This is a genomic window from Paenibacillus sp. J2L1-98 (assembly GCF_056269405.1).
Window position 1 is genome coordinate 807055 of record NZ_JBWDNW010000001.1, and the last position, 20925, is coordinate 827979.

Here is a 20925-nt window from a genome sequence, read left to right on the forward strand (position 1 = left end):
CTGAAGGGGGGATTCCAATATGGGCCGAAAATAAAACAGCGGCTTCCTGAACACATAACTCATGTTCTAGACTGCCGCTGTAATGGACCTTAACTGATTGATACCGCGGATTGGCATCTCCGGTCAATCAGTATCTCTACCTCTATATCCGCCAATGCTTTTCTCAAATAACTCGATTTCCAGCGTCTCATTTTCTAAGGAAATGATCGCCGTACGCTTATCTTTTATCGTAACCTGAAGCCGGCGGCCCGATGGCCGTTTCGGATAGAGCAGCACTGTAAATCCGTCCTTTGCATCCGCAGTAGCCCTAATATAATCCATCATGCTTACCTGCTTATGCCCGCTCTCGAAGAATGGCGTCGAGCGGCCTTTTTCCAGCTGGATCCCGTTGATTGGACTAATAAACACCGTTTCCAAATCCACATTATATACGCCTTCCGAGTACACCCGGCTGCCGTCAACGACGTCGGATTGTTTAGCAGCGACGGGCAAGTTGAACAACACCTCACCGTCAAAATCGTCCACGGTGTCGCGAATGAGATACAAATCCACCCATTTAAAATACCGCACGTGACGGATATGTCTGCCGCTTCCTTCCGGGTTCAGGATCTCGATCGTAATCGTCTCCACGTCGCCGCCAATGCTGCATTCGATAACCTTGCTGGTTCGAGGGACGTCGACCCAGCCGCGCTCCAGGCTGTAGGTGCCCGCACTTAAATTAATCTCTCCGAGCCCGCTCTTCTCGATATGCGTCCGCTTCGTCGAAAACTGCATGCACGCATGCGAATACGAACTGATATGCCAGCTCGTGCTGCTGTCGAAATAGCCTTCGATTCCAGAATCCATAACGATCGGAATGGAGTCCTTGTAGATGATAAACGAGCCTTGATCGAGATGGCCGTGGCCAATCGGTTGAGGACTGGACATAATAGCGAAATAACTCTGTTCCATGCTGCCGAAGTTATTGCGGAATATATAAATGCCAGCATGGGTCAAATCGTTCGCGGAACCCATTACAAGCGGGCTCTCCGGTATATACGAATCGCCTTTGCCTAGCATATTATCCAGGACGATTCCTTCGCCCCAAAGATGCTTGAACGGCTTGCCTGCCAAACGCCAAGTATGGTACATCCTGTCCGCGAGCGGCTTGTCGATTCGTTCGATATCGCCCAAATACGTGCCGAAGCTGCCGAATTCCGAGCCTCCGCTTAATGAGTGATCGCCGAACGGCGGTGTTGCGATGCACCCGCCGAAATAACGGTACGACGGCGTTTGCGTCCGCAGGCTGAATCCGAACATGCCGGCCAGCGGCGTAGTCTCGAACCAGTTTTCTCCCATGACGTGCGCAACCACTTTGGCGTAACCGGCAAACCTCTCCAGCGCCGCATGATGGTAGCGGATAGATTCCGGCCAGGAATTATCGGGATTGACGGTCAGACTCAATTGGGAATGCAGAACCATATGCGCGTTGTACAGCCATGCTTTCCGATTCGGAAAATCGTCGAGTACAAGCATCATATAGGCCGTCCCTGCGCACATATCGGTCTGCCAGTTGCCGCTTCCGTGCTGGGCCGACTGAGGCGAAAGCTCCGTCCGGTCCCTAAGATCAAGCATGTAGCGCAGCAAATATTCAACCATGGCATACAAGCGATGCTTCTCCTCTACAGTGAACACGCCCGCTTCCTTGATTAAGGAATACGTCACGGCCGCGCTGCACAGCAAGCGGCCGCCCTGCACGGCTCCGTAAGAGTCGCTGCCCTGGGGCCGCGTATTGGTCACGAGCCAATGCTCGGCACCCTGGCAAAAATCGTTCATCGTATATAATATTTCATGTTTTGCTTTCAAGGCATAAGTTCGGTCTTCCGTAAAGGCATATTGGATCGCATCGCACTGCATCGTCAGTTGAAAACAGGAGTTGGCGAGCGATGATTTCCGGTTGAACAGATACTCGAACTGGCCGACGACTTGACCCTCCTCGTCCTTGAAGACGATGACAGTCTTTACGCCCTTCTTCAGCTTACCGTCTATTTTTGCGGCAAACGTGAGCGTATATCCGCTTCCACCGTCAACGGCAAACTCTTCGTCATACGTCCACGCACCTTCATCCTCACGCGTCGGATTGCATAAATAAATCGACCGGTTCAGCACCCCCTCCTTGTAGGAAAAGGACATCTGCGAGGAGGGATTCACCGTATTCGCGCCGGACCTGTCGCCGCCTCCGCTGAAAGGATAGGCATCCTCCCATTTCAGTACCGGACTGCCCTTTCGCGATTCCGGTTTCCAATGAAACGGCGTGCCCTCTCCTTCATCAAAGCCGCCATTGCGAACGTCCAGGCTGCCCCCGCTAGCGGATAGAATGTCCAAATTGTCAATCCACACATGGCCGAGCCCGTCCAGTTCGTTTTCTTCAGAAGGAAGAATAAAAGAAAGCTCCGCCTTAACCGCTTTCTCCGGGGCGGCGAAGTTGACGATTTTATCCGTCGAACTCCAGACGTAGAATTGCTTGTTGATTTCGCCGTAATCCGTCTCTTCGTTCATGAATAAAGCCGCAGCCTGCTCAATATAAGCCAAACCGCAGCTGTCCGCGATCCGCTTAATTTGTTCCCGCTGCGCCCTTATCAATTCGTCCTTCTCCGCGTTTTCCTTCACCTCTTGCAGCTCGTCTTTCGTCAAATAGAGCATTGAGGAGTAATCGTTATCCGTCCGCAGCACTTTGGAATAGCGGAAGTCTCTTATCCGGTTAAAGCACTTTACGATTGCGCGGGCCAACAAGTCACTGCGATCATCCCCTGCAGCAGCAGCCCGAGCCGCCTTCACGCATTCGACGGACCGGACGAGCTCGTCTCGAGCATCGGCATCATAGCTCCCGATCTCACGTCCGATTTCAGCTCCAGCAAGCAGAGCTTCGGCTTTGGCGATGACAAAATCGGCTTTGACGGGAAGCTCCCGTTCGCCTCCACAGCGTATGTCCTGCTGCTCGAACCACGACAGCGCAGGCTCCAAGCCGTATTCATGGTACACGCGCCCTTCGTTATAGGACGGGACCATCGTGAAGCGCCGCGTTGCAAATCGGATCGCGCCATCGGTTTCCGGCGCCATAAATTCGCGGTTTCTGACGAATGGAATATGCTCACTGCCTTCCAGTGCCGCTTCGGCAGCCTCAACCATATCGGTCAGAGCCAGCTTTGCCCCGTCCGTATAATAATCGCTCTGGGCTGATAGCAGAAACTTTGCCCTTTTTACCAGCTCTATTAAATGTTCGCTTGGTTTTACTTGTGTCATCGTTTTGACCACACATCCCTTTTACTTGTACTCCAAATAAGGTTAGCATGCAGCTGCAAGCAGGGATATGTACTTATTTCAGCATAATGTACGGTTTTTTAAGGATATAGGCAGAAACGCTTCCCTGAGATCCCACTTCGGGTGTTCTCCGTATTGCTTGGACCGCATAATTGTACAGCGCCTAGGTCGAGTTTCGCGACGCAGAAGATTTTATCTTCAGATCCCGCTCTCTTGCTCCAATAGGTTTTGCAGCTTGAGACAACAACCCTGCAATAGTTACGCCGATGAGCACGACAATTAAAGCGCTAAGCAGTCCTACGGACTCGCCGATCATACCCAAGATCGGCGGACCGACAAGAAAAGCGATATAACCAGCCGTAGAGACAGCTCCTACCCTTGCAGCCACTCCACGCGGATCGTCTCCAGCGGCAGACAAACCCACTGGAAATCCAAATGCAGCCCCGAGTCCCCAAAACACAACCCCTATGACAGCAAATGTATAATTTGACCCCAGCATGACAATGAGCAATCCAATGACGGCTAATAAAGCAGAGGCCCGCAAAACGGTTACTCTCCCGAACCTGTCGAGCAGTACACCGCCAACTATGCGGCCTATGGTCATCGCGGCTACAAACAGACCATAAGCAAAAGATCCCGTGGCCGGTGTGACATTGTAGCCATCCACCATAATTAACGGCAGCCAATCATTGGCAGAGCCTTCCGCAAAAGCCATTCCCATCACGATGATTCCGATGAAGATCGTCCTCGGCTCTTTCCAAACGGCCATGCGCTCCAAAGCAGTCATTGGCGGCGCAGCTGCATCGGCCTTACTGTCTTGGCCTGTACCTGCGGGTACAAATCTGTACACAAAGATCCCGGACAAAATCACAATAATCGCCACTAGCGCCAAGTGAACAATAACTGGAATGTCTGCCTTTGCCACAGCTGATCCTGTCATCGCCCCTAGAAGAGCCCCCATGCTAAATGAGGCGTGAAAACCCGTCAGCAGCGTTTTTTTGACGGCATGCTCGACAGCCGTCCCTTCTACATTCATGGCTACGTCGCATATCGCACTTCCAAAACCTAAAACAGCCAGCCCCAGGAAAACAACGATGCTATGTTGAAGCCATGAACCGCCTATACCCACATTGATAAGTCCCATCGTGCTGACTATTACACCAGCTGCCATGACATAGCGCCCGCCTCTGCGTGCAATGAGATGACTGGCGCAAAGCAGCCCAATAATGGAACCTGCAGCAAATCCGAAAATAATCCACCCCATCTGAGCCGTAGTAGCCCCCAATGTATCCCGGATCGCAGGTGTACGCGATACCCATGATGCAAGGGCAAAACCGGGTAGAGCAAAAATGACATAGATGGCGATACGCCATAGTTTAATTTGCCGGACATTTAATGACTTTTCCATTCGAATCTCCTCTTCACCGTTCACTTATTAAAGATCTTTAATTAGTATGCGAACTTACATTTAAAGTCGGTATACAATCATAGGATCAGCATTGCAGCCATCCGCCATAATTAACGGAAGCCACTCATTCGCTGAGCCTATCGCAATGTTGGCCATTGCCACAGCTGATCCTGCAATTTCCCCTAAAAGCGCTTTACGAATCTATTCATCTCGTTTCACTTTCAATTGATCCCGATGCCTAACATATTCCTTATCGTAAGTTGATGTAATCCATTGCTATAATCTGCCTCCCAGTCCCTGACGATAAGCGTCGGCAAATTATCTTTCGGAACATAGAGAGCACTTTGGGTCATGATATTGCTAAGATCATGCTCGGTCATATCCGTACTGCAAAAAATGATCTTATGAGGATTAAGCGTTGCAACAAAAACGGCGACCAAACGACCCATGGCATCTATCAGCTTGGGATGGTTCTGATAAGTCTCCTGTTTGACAGAACGATCTTTGACAGCCTGATCAAAGTTACGCGTATCATAAATGGGAATAAATGAAACTTCACCTGAAAAAAAGGTTTTTCCTCTCACAAGATCACCGTTAACGATAATCCCGGCACCTGGTCCATTTATACCTAAGTATAGGTATACAAGAGAAAGACTCTTATCATTGCCTAAGCTGTCATGATATCCAAGCACAGTTGCATTCATATCATTTTCCACTTGAACCTGAATAGAATAACGTTCTTGATAAAAAGCTTTAAAATCAAAGTCCTTAAACTTTTCATAATCGGGAATGTGAAAGACACGCCCATTATTAACTGCACCCGGGACTCCGAATGTAAGAGCGCGTATATTAGGGTAGCGTTCTAACCATGCCGCAATTTGTTTGTTCAATGCTTCGGGCCCATCCTGTAAAACTCCCGGTTGCGGCTCCTGAACGATTACTTCACCAATATAATTAAGGAGTGTATAGGTCGAATGATCTTTCTCTAGATATACGGCCAGCCCCAGCATATGGGAAGGATTTAATTTATATTTTTGCGGACGCCTGCCGCCACTGGATTCTCCTAACCCTGTAAGTAAAATCTCTCCCTGTTCCTTCATTTCTTCAACTGCTTTGCTGATTGTGGGAAAGCTGATTCCCGTTTTTTGCGCTATTTCAACCTTGGTCGACTCATGATGATTGTAGAGAGTCTTACGAATTTGTTGACGAATCATTTCGCCCATCATTTTGGGATTAACAAACGGCAGTTTGACTGAATTCACCCCCCTAACTTATTAAAGATCTTTAATTACTATGCGAGTTTATCATAATTATAGGCGGAATACAATTATTTGAAAGCTCAGATACTTTGTTTGTATTTGGGGAGCACATAATGATGATGAAAACAAGGAGTATGCCTCTATGCAGCGAAGTGTAAGGGGATGAATCCGCTCATACAGAAAGGAATAGGATCAATGACGCTAACTATTCAAAATGTAATCGATCGGCTGCGCTCGTCCGTTCAGCCGATTGAGAACACGGTCGACAATTTGGATCCGGGCAGCCCGGATACCGAAGTCCGTGGAATCGCGACGACGTTTATGGCAACGCAGCAGGTCATCGAGCAAGCTTTGTCCTTGGGCGTGAATTTGCTTATTTCCCATGAAGCCGCCTATTACAGCCACCGGACGACGAGCGGCCTGCCGCCCGGCGATCCGGTCTATCAGAACAAGCAAAACCTTCTTCAGCAATCCGGCATCGCCATCTACCGGCATCATGATTATTGCCACAGGACGGAGCCCGATCCCATCATGTCCGGTTTGCTCAAGAGTCTGAATTGGGAAGCATGCGTGGAGGAAATGCTGCCTGCGGCGGCAGTGCTTCGTTTACCTGAAATGCGTGCGACGGAAATCGCGGAATACATCAAAACACAGCTATCCATCCCCTATATACGGATCGCTGGCGATCCGTACATGACGTGCAGCCGCATTGGAATTCTTGTGGGCTACAGAGGCGGAGGCATAAACGCCATTCCTCTCTACCGCGAGAAGGGGCTCGACCTGATTATTGCCGGCGAAGGACCTGAGTGGGAAACACCCGAATATGCTAGGGACTCTGCCTATCAGGGCGTTCCGAAATCGCTGCTTGTCATGGGACATGCAGAGAGCGAAGAGCCCGGCATGCGTGATTTGGCAGAACGGCTGAAGGAATCGTATCCCGGTCTGCCCGTTCACTTTATACCGGTTAATCCGGTGTTTCAGGTGGTTTGAGCCGGAAGGCGTATGCAAACACCTATCCGATCAGCCCGAAATGAAGGTTAACCAAATAAAACGAATAGCCCAGGAATCCAACTGGATCCCGGAGCTATTTCCCCGTTGCGGCTAGTGCATGCCATTTTGCTGCTTAAAAATCTTCCTCAGACTGACGGACCTTTCATTTGAAGAAAAAAAGAGACAGCTTACGGGACTCCGAATCAATGTTACCATGGTTATGTATGCGGATATGATGCTGCTTCCTCTGTACCTTCAGAGTGCCCGCGGCTATACCGCTCTGGAGTCCGGCTTGCTGTTGCTCCCCGGCGCGCTTCTGATGGGCTTCCTGATGCCGGTCGCCGGAAAACTGTTCGACCGGTTTGGGGCGAAATGGCTTTCCATCATCGGAATGGTCATTTGACCGTGATGACGGCAGGAGGAGCAAAAGGAGCTACGCAAGAGCATATGACTTATTGGCTAAATAAAAAGACGCTAGTCATTAACTGATTAGCGTCTTTTTGCTTCGTTAATAGGCTGTCCAGCCGGCATCTGCCGTAATCGTGGTGCCGTTGACGAAGCTTGCTTCATCAGAGGCCAGGAACAGAGCAACTCGCGCGATCTCTTCCGGCTCACCCAGACGCGGGTTAATCCCCATACCGCTCGATGCACGTTCGGCACCGAATGGATTTGGTGCATTAATAGACGTGCTGATATTCGTTTTCACAGCGCCTGGCGCAATAGCGTTGCACCGAATACCGAGCCCGGCATACTGAAAGCCGACATTCTTCGTAAATCCGACGACGGCATGCTTAGATGCGGTATATGCAGCACCCGCACGTGAACCGAACAGTCCGCCATTCGAGGCGATATTCACGATGACGCCTCTCTTCTTTTCCGTAAAGATTGGAAGCACTTTACGCGTTGTTCGCATTGGACCGGTCGTGTTGACTGCAAAAACCTTTTCCCAAAGCTCATCCGTCAATTCCCCGGCAGGAACGAAATTGTCCATAATTCCTGCGTTGTTTACCAATATATCCACCGTTCCGAATTCGCCCGCCGCACGATCAATCAGCTGCTGCACATCCTCTTCAACGGCAACATTGGCTGCTACCGCAATCGCACTCCCGCCTTTTGCTTCGATTCCCATAACAACTTTATTTGCATTCTCAAGATTTAAATCCGAAATAACTACCTTTGCTCCTTCTTCGGCAAAGAGCTCTGCGATCGCTTTACCCATACCCGATGCAGCCCCTGTAACAATCGCGACTTTTCCGGAAAGCTTCATTCAACTTACCTCCAATTTTAATGTTATAATAAACACAGTGTTGAATAACGAACATCTGTTATAATCAGTATAATGAATCACTGAAAAGGCTTGCAATCAATAAAAAACGTTTAATTGATGACTAAACAACAAACATAATTGATATGTATATTAGATGAAAAGGAAGTTCGATCGAAATGAATCAAACCACCTCTAAAAGTGATCCAAGAATCATTCGCAGCAAAAAGGCTTTAAGGGAAGCCTTGCTTCAACTTATGGCCCAAAAACCGTTTGCCTCCATTTCGATAACCGATATTGTCAAACAAGCAAAGTATAACAGAGGGACGTTTTATGCTAATTATGTGAATAAAGAGGATCTCCTGGGCGATATGATCTCCGAATTAATTAAGGATCTGCTGCAATCCTTTCGAGCGCCTTATGAGAAAGTAAATGTATTTTTCCCCCACGAGCTGCATGCGAATTCGATCATGATTTTCGAACATATTGCCCAGCACTCAAATATTTACACCATTCTCGCAAGAAGTGAAGTGCTTCCTATTCTAAAGGAAAAGATATTTGTTTCGTTGAAGCAAATATTAAAGGAGGAGTTAGTTTCCGAGGACTCCGATGTTGATCAAGAATTGCTTGTCATCTATTCGCTTCACGCGCTGCTTGGGCTGATCTTTCACTGGATCGAGAGCGGGTTTATCCACTCCCCTTCTTATATGCAGGAGCAGCTTGTGAAAATTTTAAATCAGCGGCCATCAAGCGCGAAGTTGTCCATCAAGACCAAACAATAACAAAATATTACCGGCATACGAATAGTTCATTTTTCTCCGGCAAGTCAAAAAAAACAGCCTGGCATCGCTGCCGGCCGTCTAGTTATGCTTCATTTGTTCCAAATACCACCAACATGCTTTTGCGATCCTTCTTGCTTCCGAACGAAATGCGCTTAATTCAAACTCCTTTTGAAATGCCTGTAACACGACGTCAATCAGAGAAATGTTCAACTCGTCTTGAAGAACCAAAGAAAGAAGCCCTCTTGTCATTTCCTTTGTTTTGACAGGTTCTTTCGATTTTTGAACGGATCGATTAAATGTTTGCAAATCATTGGCAATCATGTTCTTATCCATCATCATATGATTCTCATTGGAGCTGATCCGCGACAGGCTGTGAAAGTCAATGATATGTTCTTGTCTTTCTTGCATTGTTCTCAGCAATACCTCGATATAGTTCAGCACCCTGGGAACCAGCTCTTTCCATTTGGGCTGCTCAAGATGAAAGTTTCTCCATGTATTCGCGATTTGATGCAGCATGCCGAAGCAGAGAATCGATCCCTCATAAGCATAAGGCCTAACGGGTCTGCCATTGTCGTTCATCGGAACAATCCGTGATTAAGTTTGCTCTCCAATTCCATCCGAAATTTGATTCATACAGAATTATTGCTCAGGAGAGAGCTTTAAGTTATCCGTTCTTGAACGAGCCGCTTTTTCCTTGATTTTAAGTTCTTCCATTACGGACTCGCCTTCAATGTCCAGATTAGGGAGAATGCGGTCAAGCCATTTAGGCAAATACCTTGTTTTTGGTTATATCAAGCTATAGTACGAATTTTTGTGTTATGGCATTCGATAAAGTCTATGCAGCTGTCTTTGATTTGCCCATGCTGGCGTTAGACGCATCGCGATATTGCGAATCCGGCTGAGCATAGGACTGCTGAGCTGGGCGATGCGGCCCAATGCATAAGAATTCGCAGCAATTTGCTGCACCCTGGGCATTCGAATTCGCTCATATAGCTGGAACGCCTGCTCTGGGCTGCTCGTTTGGCGCAAGACTTCGGACAATACCGCTGTATCCTCCAATGCTTGGCAGGCACCCTGTCCAAGGTTCGGGGTCATCGCGTGCGCGGCATCTCCCATTAGCAGCAGTCGTCCATATGCAAAATTGTTCAGCGGCGGAGTATCGATGATATCACTTTGGAGTACGTTAGCAGCTTGAACGCTGTTCAGAATCTGAGAAATTGGGGAATGGAGGTTGGAAAATCGGGCTCGCAGTTCTTCAACGGTTATTGCTGCCAGCTTACGGTCGCGCTCTGTGGCTTTAAGCAGCGCATACCAATATACCCTTCCTCCACTGAGCGGCACTACTCCGAATCGGCCGAGCGGACTCCACGTTTCACTAAAATACGATTGCGTGAGCTCTGCCTTCGTTATGCCTCTCCAGCAGGTATAGCCTGCATAGCGTATTGCAGAGGCTGCTCCCAGTTGTTTACGAATCACGGAATGGATGCCGTCGCAGCCGAGCACCGCTTCCGATTCCCACTCTGTTCCGTCTTCAAGCACAAGCACGGGCTTGTTTAATGTCTCTGTTAATTTCACGCTGCTTGCTCTTTGGCCGAAATGTACGGTGCCCTGCGGTAAGAATTCCAATAGAAGAGAATACAGCTCCGCTCGGGTGAGGGAAACCAGCGGACCTAAGGCACTGTTCGTGGCGGTGCGTGTTAATATGCCGCCGTTTCCTGAAAAAATACGCATTTCACCAGCTCTATGACCAAGCTCCAGAACCCGCTGGCGGAGTTTAGGATGAAGCCTGTTTAATGCTTCGAGCGCGTTAGGAGCGAGGATGATACCCGCACCGGCCGGCTTCATCTCCGCGTAGCGCTCAAAAACCTTCACTTGGTGGCCGTGCTGATGAAGCGCAATGGCGGCAGACAATCCGGAAATGCCTCCTCCAGCGATGGTCCATATTTTATTCATCCTTACTTACCCTCCTTTAGAGCTGCTGGACATCCCGTGCCATACGAGCTCGACCTGATCAATCAAGCTTGACTTCAGCTCAGCGACTTGAATTACACCTCCTGCGAAGCTCACAAGCACTTGAAAATAAAGGCCTGCCAAGACGCGGGCTGCGAGCTCTGTCCGGCACTCCCGGGACATTTGCCCCAGCTGTTTAGCTTCTTCGAGAAGTGGTACTAGCGCCTCCTTAAAGCTGTGCATGATCGTCACTTCCTCCCCAAGCATCTCCGGGGAGCGAACCATTTCCGCTAAAGTTATGCGCAGCAGCTCCGGATGAGTCGTATAGCGTTCCGCTAAATCACAAAACAAAGCGGCAATTTTGTCCTTAATCAGAGGAACCCCGCTATGAGCGGCAAGGCTCTGTCTGAGCACTTCCATTTGCGAATGACCCAGGTGAAGAAGCACGGCTTCCTTTTTCGCAAAATAATTATAAAAAGTTCCCTTTGCGATTCCGCAGGCTGCTGTAATTTCATCTACCGTGACATTATCAAACCCTTTGGCCATGTATAGCTGCATGGCCTTCAAATATATGTTTTCCTTCAGCTCTTGCTTCCGGGAGGATCGAAGCATTACATAAGCCCCTCTCATTAATGACTACAGTCAATAAATGACCATGGTCATTATTATAGTGTGCTATGGAATTTTTTACAAGCGAACACCATTTAATTTCTGTTGATCATGCGGCAGCAAACACATTTTCGATCTTGTCCCCGAACCCAATCCAAAGCTCAAAACTTAATTCTCTAATTTCTGCTTAGGACATTGAAAAATAAAAAAAACCCTTAATTATCAAGGGTTTTGACAGTTTGTACTTGGTGGAGACCAGGGGGACCGAACCCCTGACCTCATTAGAGAATTTCCCGCCTAAGATACAACGAAATGAGCGATCCTCGAGATCTTTCCCAGTATTGTCGAACTTTTTGATATTGTGAACAAGATTCGATGTAAAAAAACGCTAATCGCAGCGGGCGCGCCCTGCTCGATCCAGTTCTCCTTGTTATAGCCTAATAATTACACGTAATCCTTAGTTTCATTAGCTGATTGAATATTGTTCATATCTTTCTTCTGGGGTTGAGCGTTTTATTTACCGAATTCACGGTCGCGCGATGTCTAGAACATCCCAATAGGAGGGCTTGGGGTTATGCCCCCTATCAAAGAGGAATGGCCAGTTTTTTCTGCCTTTCACCGGAAAGTTATCCAACCACGTATAATCATCGGCCGCTCCCCAGAAAGTCACGGACGTAATCCATTCGCTGTATTCCTTAAACAGTTGGAAAAATTGCTTGTAACGTTCCGCTTGCCGCACAAGCATCTCTTTGGTCGGCGCCAACAGATCGGTTCGGCGGTCGTCATGCTGAAATACGGATACGTCCAGCTCCGTAATATGCAGCTTCATGCCGAGGCTCGCATACCTTTCGATAGCATGGCGGATATCGTCAAGGGTCGGATGTTCCAGGTTCCAGTGCGCCTGAAGCCCGATGCCGTGAATCGGCACGTCCTTTTCCTTCAACGACTTCACCAAGGTATAGATTTTTTCTCTCTTCTCGGGTACCGATTCGTTATAATCGTTGTAAAACAGCAGCGCTCCCGGGTCCGCCGCATGCGCGTATTCGAACGCTTTCACAATAAAATCCTCGCCGGCAATGTCAAGCCACTTCGACGGTCGGAGCAGCTCCCCGCCGCTGTCTGATACCGCTTCGTTCACGACATCCCACGCATAAATGTTTCCCTTATATCGAGTAACGACCGTGTCGATATGCGATTTCATCCTTGCCAGCAGCGTTTCGCGATCAACTGCGCCGCCGGAGCGATCCTCGAACACCCAATCAGGCGTTTGATTGTGCCATACGAGCGTGTGGCCCCTAACCGCCATGCCGTTTGCTTTCGCGAACGCCATCAAGCGGTCCGCATCCTCGAACGTATACCGGTCTTCGGCAGGATGCAGGCTCACGAACTTCATTTCGTTCTCCGCCGTTACGCTATTGAAATGATTCGTCAGCAGCTCGCGCTGCGTCACTAACGTCTTGGGATTGACGGCCGCTCCTATTAAGAACTGCTGCCCGAACGCTTCGTGCAGCTTAGTTGAACCGTCTATGCGTGAATCTACCACGTCTACGCGCCTCCTCTTCCTATTCATCGCTTCAAGCAAAACAACCATAGGCAAGTTCTTTACACCAAAAGTGTATCGCCCATATGCAGCGGCAGCAACCTGTCGATTGTTTGTTTATTTACCCGGCAAGTAATAGATTTTACGCATAAGGATCGATCGTCCGGATCGTTCCGTCCTCGTTATATTGCAGTTCCGTATATTTGACGCACCGCTTGTGGTTGACGCCGCCGGACAGGGAGCAGTCATGATAGAACAAGTACCATTTGTCTTCAAACTGGACGATGGAGTGATGGGTCGTCCAGCCGATGACCGGCGTAAGAATCGTTCCTTTGAAGGTGTACGGGCCCATCGGATTCCGGCTGACGGCGTAGACGAGCTTATGCGTGGTCCCTGTAGAGTAAGAGAGGTAGTACCAGCCGTTATGCTTGTGCACCCACGGTCCTTCGAAATAGCGCCGTTCCTCGTCGCCGGCCGCAATCGGCTTGCCTTCTTCGTCGACAATCGAGATTTCCAGCGGAGCCCCCTGGAGCGAGAGCATATCCTCACTCAGCAGCGCGACCTGCGGGCCAAGCGCCGGAGCTTCCTCAGCAGGCTCCTTTCCTTCCGGATCGAAGACGCCGTTCTGCCATTTTTCCAGCTGGCCGCCCCATAGCCCTCCGAAGTAGATATAAGACTTGCCGTCCTCGTCTACCAATACGGCCGGATCAATGCTGAAGCTGCCCTCCATGTAAGTCGGCTCCGGTTTAAAAGGTCCTGCCGGCGAAGGGCTGGTCGCTACGCCGATACGGAATATGCCGTCATGGTCCCGCGCAGGGAAAAACAAGTAATAGATGCCGTTCTTAAACGCGGCGTCCGGCGCCCAAAGCTGCTTGGATGCCCACGGAATATCGTTAAGATGAAGAACTTGGCCGTGATCGACGACTGGAGACGCGGGATTGTCCATGGACAGCACATGGTAATCCTCCATAGCGTATTGGTCCCCATTGTCATTGGAGAGTCTGTCGTGGTCAAGGTCATGCGACGGGTAAATATAAATTTTGCCCTCGAATACATGCGCGGAAGGATCGGCCGTAAAGATATGGGTAACAAGCGGTTGATTCGGTTTCGGTATTTGATTCATGCGAATTCTCCTTTTCTTGTGGATGTCGGATATATAAAGTGTAGGGCCTGCCATTTGCGAAAACAACCTGTCGATTCATAGATAAAATCCTCGATCGAGCTACACAAACCAAAAATTACGAAAAAGGAATAAGCACCTTCGACCCTTTCACAGAAAAAGAGAGGCATCCTTCTTAGCTGGATCAGCCTTCGGAACTGCCTCTCTATCGTTATTCATGGATCAGCATCCGGTTACTCCAACACCTTGTATTCGAAGCCCGAGAACGAGGCCGTCCCGCCGATTCCCTTTGTAGAAAATAAAAACAACCCAATGCGGCAGCCCATAAAATGATCCAGCTTGTACACCATATGGTGCGTAATGCCGAGCCGCGTCCATTCCTCGCCGTCCAGATAATCAAACATGCACTCGTCCGCATTGTTTACGAAATTGCCATATGCCTTCAGAGTAATTTTATCTCCATTCACAGGAATCCTGGCATGCTCGGTTCCCGGCTTATTGTCCACCAGATTTCCGCCTATCGATTTATCGTCGGTGCCTCTGGCAAGCATCACCAAATAATCGGATTTGGATTCATTTCGTTTCCGCTCCTTCCCTAAACCTGTTTTACAAGGACATTAGTGGATACATTGGCCAATTCACTATTGAGGTCCTTATCCTCCGTCAAATCCAGCACGGGGTATCCGTCAATGTCGAAGTGTACGCGGCGCAAGCCGGAGCCTCTAGGCGCATCAACGCCTGGTCTGGCGTGGTAAGTATTCCATATCATTCCGTCCTCGTCCATAACGTAAGAGTTATGGCCGGGACCGTATTCGCCCGTAACGCTTCTGGATGTGAGCAGCGGATAATTCCCCTTCGTCCAGCTGGCGGAATTCAACAAATCCGCGTCCGTATCGGCGGTCAGGAGTCCCACGACATACGTGGCATCTACGGCAGCGCTGGCGAAGGTTAGAAACAGCTTATCATTCCTGATCAATGCAAACGGCCCTTCATCGACAAAGGTGTGGTTATTGGCCCAGCCGTACTCGGGCTTCGTCAGCAGCAACGGATCGCTAGTAAGCTTCCATGGCTCCTTCGGATCCAATTTGGCGATATATATCCATGCGCCAAGATCAACCGGCATAAACTGACGCTCCGACCAGGCTGCATAATACTCTCCGTTCAGCTGAATAACGGTCATATCGAGGGAGATGACCTTGCCCGCTTCGCATAAATCGGTACCGTCTTTCCTGACCACACGCCGAGGCATCGACCAGTCTGCCGCGCAGGTTGGGCTGCCCTCTTTGCTCAGCTTCATCACATGGCACTCTTCATATAGAAATTCGCCTGTCGTTGCCGCGTGAAAGATGTACAGGTCATCCTCAATCATATGAATTTCCGGCGCCCATAGAAGACCTTTAATATGGTCGTAGGTCTTCGTGTCAAGGATTAACGATTCCTCGGCATTTGCGAGACCGGGTATCGTATCCGCTTCCCTTATATAAAGGGTTTGATTGTGGTCGGCATCGTTGGTCGCGATGAAATAATATTTACCGTTCCATTTGGCAATACAAGGATCCGCGCGGTTGACCGCAATCGGAAATTCGTAATGATCCTGATGAACCGTTCCGGTAATCCGATAAGTTCCTGCATTATTCCAATTAACCGCTTCCGTATTCCAGTCTACTCGCTTGGAAGCCGTCGTTCCGTCACTATAAACCGCGGTCGCCCGGATTTTCTTCAAATCTTCTGCTGATGCCGCTGCGACGGAGTCCGGAACTTCGATTGCGACATTCGTAGGAACTGTTAGCTTGCACACAAGACGGCGAGCCAGTTCCCGCGGGACGCGGATCGCATTGCGGGGCATGATTCCTTCGATGTCCGCAGATATGAGATCCAGAGCAAGCGCTTCCGCTTTTTCCGGCGCCGACGCTGCATCCAAGTCGAACATATCCGTGACAACGTTCCGATAGCAGCCCCCATATTCATCGCTCCAGCGGATCGCATAAGCTTTTTCCGTTTCGTCATACTCACAGGACACGTCATGGACATAGGCATCGCCCTTTAGGTCAATGAGCCCGATTTCTTTATACTGCAGCAGATCAGATGTCGTAAAGAAAAGAACCGACCCTCTGCTTTGTTCGTCTTTTTGACCATCCGCTTCCGTACGTACGGCAACCACGCCATAAGCGCCGCCTTCCATAGGGAAGAGATACGGATTTTTCAGGCTTTTTGCGTTCATCGTCCCGTTCTCGTTATCCGTCGCTTTGGCAAACAAAACGCCGGAATTGTGATTCAAAGACCGGTATTGCGTTCCGTCTTCGCTATACGCAAGATGCATGCTGTACGCCAGCCTCGCGGCATAAATAATGTCCTCCTGCGGCACCCTCGTATAGCATAGGACATAGTTCCCTTCATTTTTCGATTCTGCTATCATGGTAGTCAGCTCACCCTTTATTGATAATTTCGACTATTATTGCGCATGCGGCGCTTTGGCCAGCCCACTCGAGTATTGGCATTTTTATTGATTTTACAATGAAATTATAAAATAGCGGCATTAGCCAAACAATGATCTATGCTGACAGAAATTTGATATATTCTACGATTGGAGAATCGAATGACTACGATCTATTACGTCGGTAACGATACCGCCCATCCCGGAGATTTTGTGTATGACGTACCGGAAGGCCATGACTTCTGGGTGCTCATTCTCACGCTCACGTCAGCCGAGTTCTGGGTGCAGGGAGGAATGAAGGAATACCCGGCCAACTGTGCCGTGTTATTTCCTCCTCACCAAAAGATTTTGTACCGCGCCTGTACGGACAAATTCGTCAACGATTGGGTCCGGTTCGAGTCTGCGGAGTCCTACGTGACGGAAACCGCGCTGCCGCTCGGCGTTCCCATCCCGTTGCCGGATCCCGGCTACTGCCGTCAATTGTTCCAGCTGCTTGCAACCGAAAATTTTTTTAGCTGCGATTATCGGGAGCTTTCGATTGACTACTTGCTCAGACTATTATTCAACAAGCTTCTGGAAGCTTCCCAATCGAAGGAAAAAACGCCGCATTACCAACAGCTTCTGGACTTGCGCAAAAAGATTTACCATAATCCCGGCCATCCATGGACCGTTCCTGCAATGGCCGATTATCTCCATCTAAGTCCCGGCTATTTGCAAACCTTATATAAAACCACGTTCGGCATCTCCTGCATGGACGATGTCATTCAGTGCCGCATTCGTCTCGCCAAGGAAAAGCTTATTCAAGGCCAGCTGCGGATCGCTGACATCGGCGCTCAATGCGGTTACGCGAATGTAGAGCATTTCTCGAGGCAATTTCGCCGGATCGCCGGATGCACGCCTCGTGCCTTCCGCCAGTCGGTTGCTTCGCGCTCCTGAGCATGGCCAAAAGGGCTCTCCCATAAGGTCTAAAATGACCTCAGGGACAGCCCTGTTCTTGTGGAATGAATTGTACTCCTATTTCCTACTCAACAGCTTCATAATCGAACCAGTCAAAATGAGCTGGCGATTCGGACCTGGCGCCGTTGCCCGTCGCATACAAGGCGATAAGCACACCAGTGAACCCGCCGGCTACTTCCGTCGCAAGAAGAGAGGTCTCGCCGCGTCCGAACCAGAACGGCGCTCCGCTGCCGTCGGAGAACCCGAACGCGTATTGATCCTTATTCGCTTTCATGTGCAGGACGATCGAATCGGAAGTCCAAGGTTCTTCATTCTCGATTTTCTGCAAGCTGCCGATTCTTCTCCGGAAGATAATCTTTCGCTCGCCGGCGATGCGGGCCACCGCAAGCTCGTAATGGAAGCGTTCGTTCATGTACACGGCAATGCCCGCTTCTTCACCGTTCCGCTGCGGCGCATACGTCATATGCGCAGACACATTGCAATCAAAATGCTGCTGTCTTCTCGCAACGAACGAAGGCGCGCCGATTTCATTCAAGCTCGTCTCGTTGCCGCGAAGCGTCAGGCAGCTCTCCTTCTCCGCCAGAGACCAGTTCTCCGGATTAGGCGTACGCATGAAATTCCAATAGGGCGCAAGCGTCGAAGCAGCAAAGTCGTCCCGAATAGGAGCAGCGGCTGCCGGCCGCAGCAGGAGATTGCCTGCCGGCATCGTCTCGCTTACGGTCCCGTTATCGCCAATGACCGGCCAGCCGTCCTCCGTCCATGTGACAGGCGCAAGGAACGTTTCTCTGCCAAGGTGGTGGCGATTCGGATAACCATGAGGCCGGATACCCAGAAATACGGCCCACCAATCTCCGTCCGGCGTCTGGACGAGGTCTGCATGTCCTGTCGCATGAATGGACTTAGATTGGCTGCGATGGGTCAAGATCGGATTGTGCGGGCAGCTCTCGAACGACCCGTCAGGTCTCTCGCTCCTTGCCACCGTTTCCATATGGCCATACTCGGTCCCGCCTTCGGCGATCATCAGATAATACCACTTGCCTATCCGATAAATATGCGGAGCCTCCGGATATTGGCCACCGGTTCCCGTCCACAGGAAGGTCACGTCGGAGATTCTTTTGCCGGTCTTCAAGTCGATTCGGCTCTGATAAATACCTGGGCCCTCGGCGCCATGAGCGGCCGACGTGAAATAGACCGTCCCGTCCTCGTCGAAGAACAGATCGGGATCGATGCCGGGATGATCGATGAATATTGGATTCGACCATTCCCCCCGCGGATCGTTCGTGTACACGAAGAAGTTGCCGCCGGCTGTAACGTTCGTGGTTACCATATAGAACGTTCCCTTATGTTCGCGGATCGTCGGCGCGAATATGCCGCCTGAACTTGGCGCGCGGCATAAATCGAGCTGCTCCGGCCGGGTCAGCACATGGCCTAGCTGCGTCCAGTTTACGAGATCCTTACTGTGAAAGAGTGGAACGCCAGGAAAATATTCGAAGGAGCTGGTTACCAGATAATAATCCTCTCCTGCCCGGCACACGCTAGGGTCCGGGTGAAATCCGCTGATAACCGGATTTTTGTAATTCATGCAGGTCACTCTCCTTTGCTTCAAATCATAGATTAGACAAGCTTCTCATAGCGGAAATAATCGTAATCAACGTATCCGCCCGTCTGCTTCGTTGCGTAATTATAAAGTCCGAATCGGTAGCCCATAAAATGCTCCAGCTTGTATTGCATCTGCAGCGGCTTGCCGATCGAATACCACGTGTCACCGTCTGAAGAATAGCGGAAATGGGCAAGGTCCTCGCTGTCGCCGTTGTCAAACCGGCACTCGATTTGCAGATAAATCCGGTCACCATCGTACCGAACGCGTTCGACCGCGATCTCTCCTTCGCCGCCTTCCGCCCTACCGTTGATGGACATCGACGCATAACGGTCGCCGTTCTCCTCAACCTGAATGCCGATTGAGCCGAACACATACTGCAGCGCGACCAGGCCTGCACAGTCTCCCGGCTTCATATTGGCAATGTCCAGAACAGTCGTTCCGACGCATGCCGGACCTTCCGTCCGCTGCGTCAGCGTATTGCGGGCAAATTCGACGCTGTTCGTCACATGACCCGTCGTTAGGCGCAAATAACCCGGGCGTTCCGTAACAGACCATCTTGCTTGGTCCGGGTTATGATTCCATTGCCAGTTCAGCGCCAAGCGATTCTCGCCGTATTCGAACTCGTCGCTGATGACGAGCGGCTTCGGCGTCGTGCTTGGCAGCGGCGCTTCGAACGTATTAGGCTCCCTGCCGCCTGCGCCGATCACCGGCCATTCGTTCTTCCAGGCGACCGGCAGTACGCATGGAATACGGCCTACCGCACCGTGATCCTGGAATAGCACGGTAAACCATTCGCCCGCCTCGGTATCAACGATGCCGCCTTGCGCTACGCCGTTGTTGCGGTAGTCCATGTTGTCGTCCAGCAGCAGCTTGCGTTCGTAAGGGCCTAGAATATCGCGCGAACGATAACATAATACTCTACGGCGTTTATTGCCGGTGTTCGGCCAATCGATAAAGAACAGATAGTAATACCCGTTGATTTTATGGGCGTGACAGCCCTCGGCACGGAGCATGATCCCTTCCCGATCCGTTTCGAGCAGCAGCTGATTGATGCCGTCCGGCTTCAAGGCGGTCGCATCTTCCGTCAGCTCCGTAATTCGAATATCGCCGTTGCCATGAAAGACAAAAACGCGTCCGTCGTCGAACAGCATGCTTGGATCGTGGTGAAGCCCTTGCATGACGCTGCGTTCCCATCGTCCGTTCTCGATATCATCCGTCTTGTAGACGTAGAAGCGCTTCATGTCGTTACTTGAGAAACACACATAAAATAAACCGTTATGATATCGCAGGCTTGCAGCCCACGAACCGCTGCCGTAAATGCCCTTGCCGTCGAGCAGATTATGCGCATCGTTGTCCTCGAACGTATCGTACACGTAATTGACGAGCTCCCAATTCATCAGATTCTCCGACTTCATGATCGGGCAGCCTGGCATCGAATGCATGCTCGTGCTGACCATATAGAAAGTCTTGCCTACTCGAATGACGCTCGGATCCGGGACATCCGCCCAGATAATCGGGTTCGATATCATCGTCTTGTTCATTCCTAATTCTCCTTCGTATCCCTAGATTGGTCGATCATCCCCAACAGTGTAGCTCGACCTTGACAATGCAATAACCTGTCTATCTCTCGCTTATTACCCGGTAAACGATAGTTCCCGGCGATCGCGATCGGATTCGCCTAGATCGGTCAAAAGAGTCCCCCTTCCTACGTA

The 20925-nt window shown here is 50.2% G+C and carries 16 protein-coding genes and 1 pseudogene; 4 read left to right on the forward strand and 13 right to left on the reverse strand.

The annotated features are described in order from the left end of the window. Window positions 1–123: 123 nt before the first annotated feature. The 3 genes from AC0YNZ_RS03710 to AC0YNZ_RS03720 all read right to left on the reverse strand — a co-directional run bounded on the left by AC0YNZ_RS03710 (window position 124) and on the right by AC0YNZ_RS03720 (window position 5970). On the reverse strand, window positions 124–3282 hold the full coding sequence (locus AC0YNZ_RS03710) for a heparinase II/III domain-containing protein (RefSeq protein WP_475825314.1): 3159 nt from the start codon (window positions 3280–3282) through the stop codon (window positions 124–126). 181 nt (window positions 3283–3463) lie between these two features. Further along, a complete protein-coding gene (locus AC0YNZ_RS03715; protein ID WP_475825315.1) occupies window positions 3464–4708 on the reverse strand; it encodes an MFS transporter in 1245 nt (414 codons plus the stop codon). 221 nt (window positions 4709–4929) lie between these two features. Beyond that, window positions 4930–5970, reverse strand: a complete 1041-nt coding sequence (locus AC0YNZ_RS03720; protein WP_475825316.1) for an ROK family transcriptional regulator — start codon at window positions 5968–5970, stop codon at window positions 4930–4932. A gap of 192 nt (window positions 5971–6162) precedes the next feature. On the opposite strand from AC0YNZ_RS03720, the gene AC0YNZ_RS03725 reads away from it, so the two are divergent. After that, complete coding sequence (locus AC0YNZ_RS03725) at window positions 6163–6957, forward strand: Nif3-like dinuclear metal center hexameric protein (protein WP_475825317.1); 795 nt, start codon at window positions 6163–6165, stop codon at window positions 6955–6957. A 202-nt stretch (window positions 6958–7159) separates the two neighbouring features. Continuing rightward, a pseudogene (locus AC0YNZ_RS03730) lies at window positions 7160–7357 on the forward strand (MFS transporter); the annotation flags it as partial. Window positions 7358–7465: 108 nt separating this feature from the next. On the opposite strand, the gene AC0YNZ_RS03735 reads toward AC0YNZ_RS03730, so the two are convergent. Continuing rightward, window positions 7466–8224: an SDR family oxidoreductase gene (locus AC0YNZ_RS03735; protein WP_475825318.1), complete on the reverse strand. Its 759-nt coding sequence runs from the start codon at window positions 8222–8224 to the stop codon at window positions 7466–7468. Between the two features lie 176 nt (window positions 8225–8400). Between AC0YNZ_RS03735 and AC0YNZ_RS03740 the strand changes: the two genes are divergently transcribed. Beyond that, window positions 8401–9003, forward strand: coding sequence for a TetR/AcrR family transcriptional regulator (locus AC0YNZ_RS03740; protein ID WP_475825319.1), 603 nt, complete (start codon window positions 8401–8403; stop codon window positions 9001–9003). A 78-nt stretch (window positions 9004–9081) separates the two neighbouring features. On the opposite strand, the gene AC0YNZ_RS03745 is transcribed toward AC0YNZ_RS03740, so the two are convergent. The 7 genes from AC0YNZ_RS03745 to AC0YNZ_RS03775 form a co-directional block, all read right to left on the reverse strand. Continuing rightward, window positions 9082–9582, reverse strand: coding sequence for a hypothetical protein (locus tag AC0YNZ_RS03745; RefSeq protein WP_475825320.1), 501 nt, complete (start codon window positions 9580–9582; stop codon window positions 9082–9084). Window positions 9583–9819: 237 nt separating this feature from the next. After that, the gene (locus AC0YNZ_RS03750) at window positions 9820–10956 is read right to left on the reverse strand and encodes an FAD-dependent monooxygenase (RefSeq protein ID WP_475825321.1); all 1137 of its coding nucleotides are present in this window, start codon (window positions 10954–10956) and stop codon (window positions 9820–9822) included. A 6-nt stretch (window positions 10957–10962) separates the two neighbouring features. Beyond that, window positions 10963–11565, reverse strand: a complete 603-nt coding sequence (locus AC0YNZ_RS03755) for a TetR/AcrR family transcriptional regulator (RefSeq protein ID WP_475825322.1) — start codon at window positions 11563–11565, stop codon at window positions 10963–10965. A gap of 523 nt (window positions 11566–12088) precedes the next feature. Beyond that, window positions 12089–13105: an endo-1,4-beta-xylanase gene (locus AC0YNZ_RS03760; RefSeq protein ID WP_475825323.1), complete on the reverse strand. Its 1017-nt coding sequence runs from the start codon at window positions 13103–13105 to the stop codon at window positions 12089–12091. Window positions 13106–13244: 139 nt separating this feature from the next. After that, window positions 13245–14225, reverse strand: coding sequence for a glycoside hydrolase family 43 protein (locus AC0YNZ_RS03765; protein WP_475825324.1), 981 nt, complete (start codon window positions 14223–14225; stop codon window positions 13245–13247). Between the two features lie 230 nt (window positions 14226–14455). Then, the gene (locus tag AC0YNZ_RS03770) at window positions 14456–14728 is read right to left on the reverse strand and encodes a beta-xylosidase family glycoside hydrolase (RefSeq protein WP_475825325.1); all 273 of its coding nucleotides are present in this window, start codon (window positions 14726–14728) and stop codon (window positions 14456–14458) included. Between the two features lie 89 nt (window positions 14729–14817). Next, a complete protein-coding gene (locus AC0YNZ_RS03775) occupies window positions 14818–16638 on the reverse strand; it encodes a family 43 glycosylhydrolase (protein ID WP_475825326.1) in 1821 nt (606 codons plus the stop codon). 180 nt (window positions 16639–16818) lie between these two features. Here AC0YNZ_RS03775 and AC0YNZ_RS03780 point away from each other — a divergent pair, with 180 nt between their 5' ends. Continuing rightward, window positions 16819–17592, forward strand: a complete 774-nt coding sequence (locus AC0YNZ_RS03780) for a helix-turn-helix transcriptional regulator (protein ID WP_475825327.1) — start codon at window positions 16819–16821, stop codon at window positions 17590–17592. Between the two features lie 85 nt (window positions 17593–17677). Here AC0YNZ_RS03780 and AC0YNZ_RS03785 read toward each other — a convergent pair whose 3' ends face one another. Continuing rightward, on the reverse strand, window positions 17678–19195 hold the full coding sequence (locus AC0YNZ_RS03785; RefSeq protein WP_475825328.1) for a glycoside hydrolase family 43 protein: 1518 nt from the start codon (window positions 19193–19195) through the stop codon (window positions 17678–17680). 32 nt (window positions 19196–19227) lie between these two features. Then, window positions 19228–20754 (reverse strand): glycoside hydrolase family 43 protein, encoded by a 1527-nt coding sequence (locus AC0YNZ_RS03790; protein WP_475825329.1) that lies wholly within the window; start codon window positions 20752–20754, stop codon window positions 19228–19230. Between the last annotated feature and the right edge of the window lie 171 nt (window positions 20755–20925).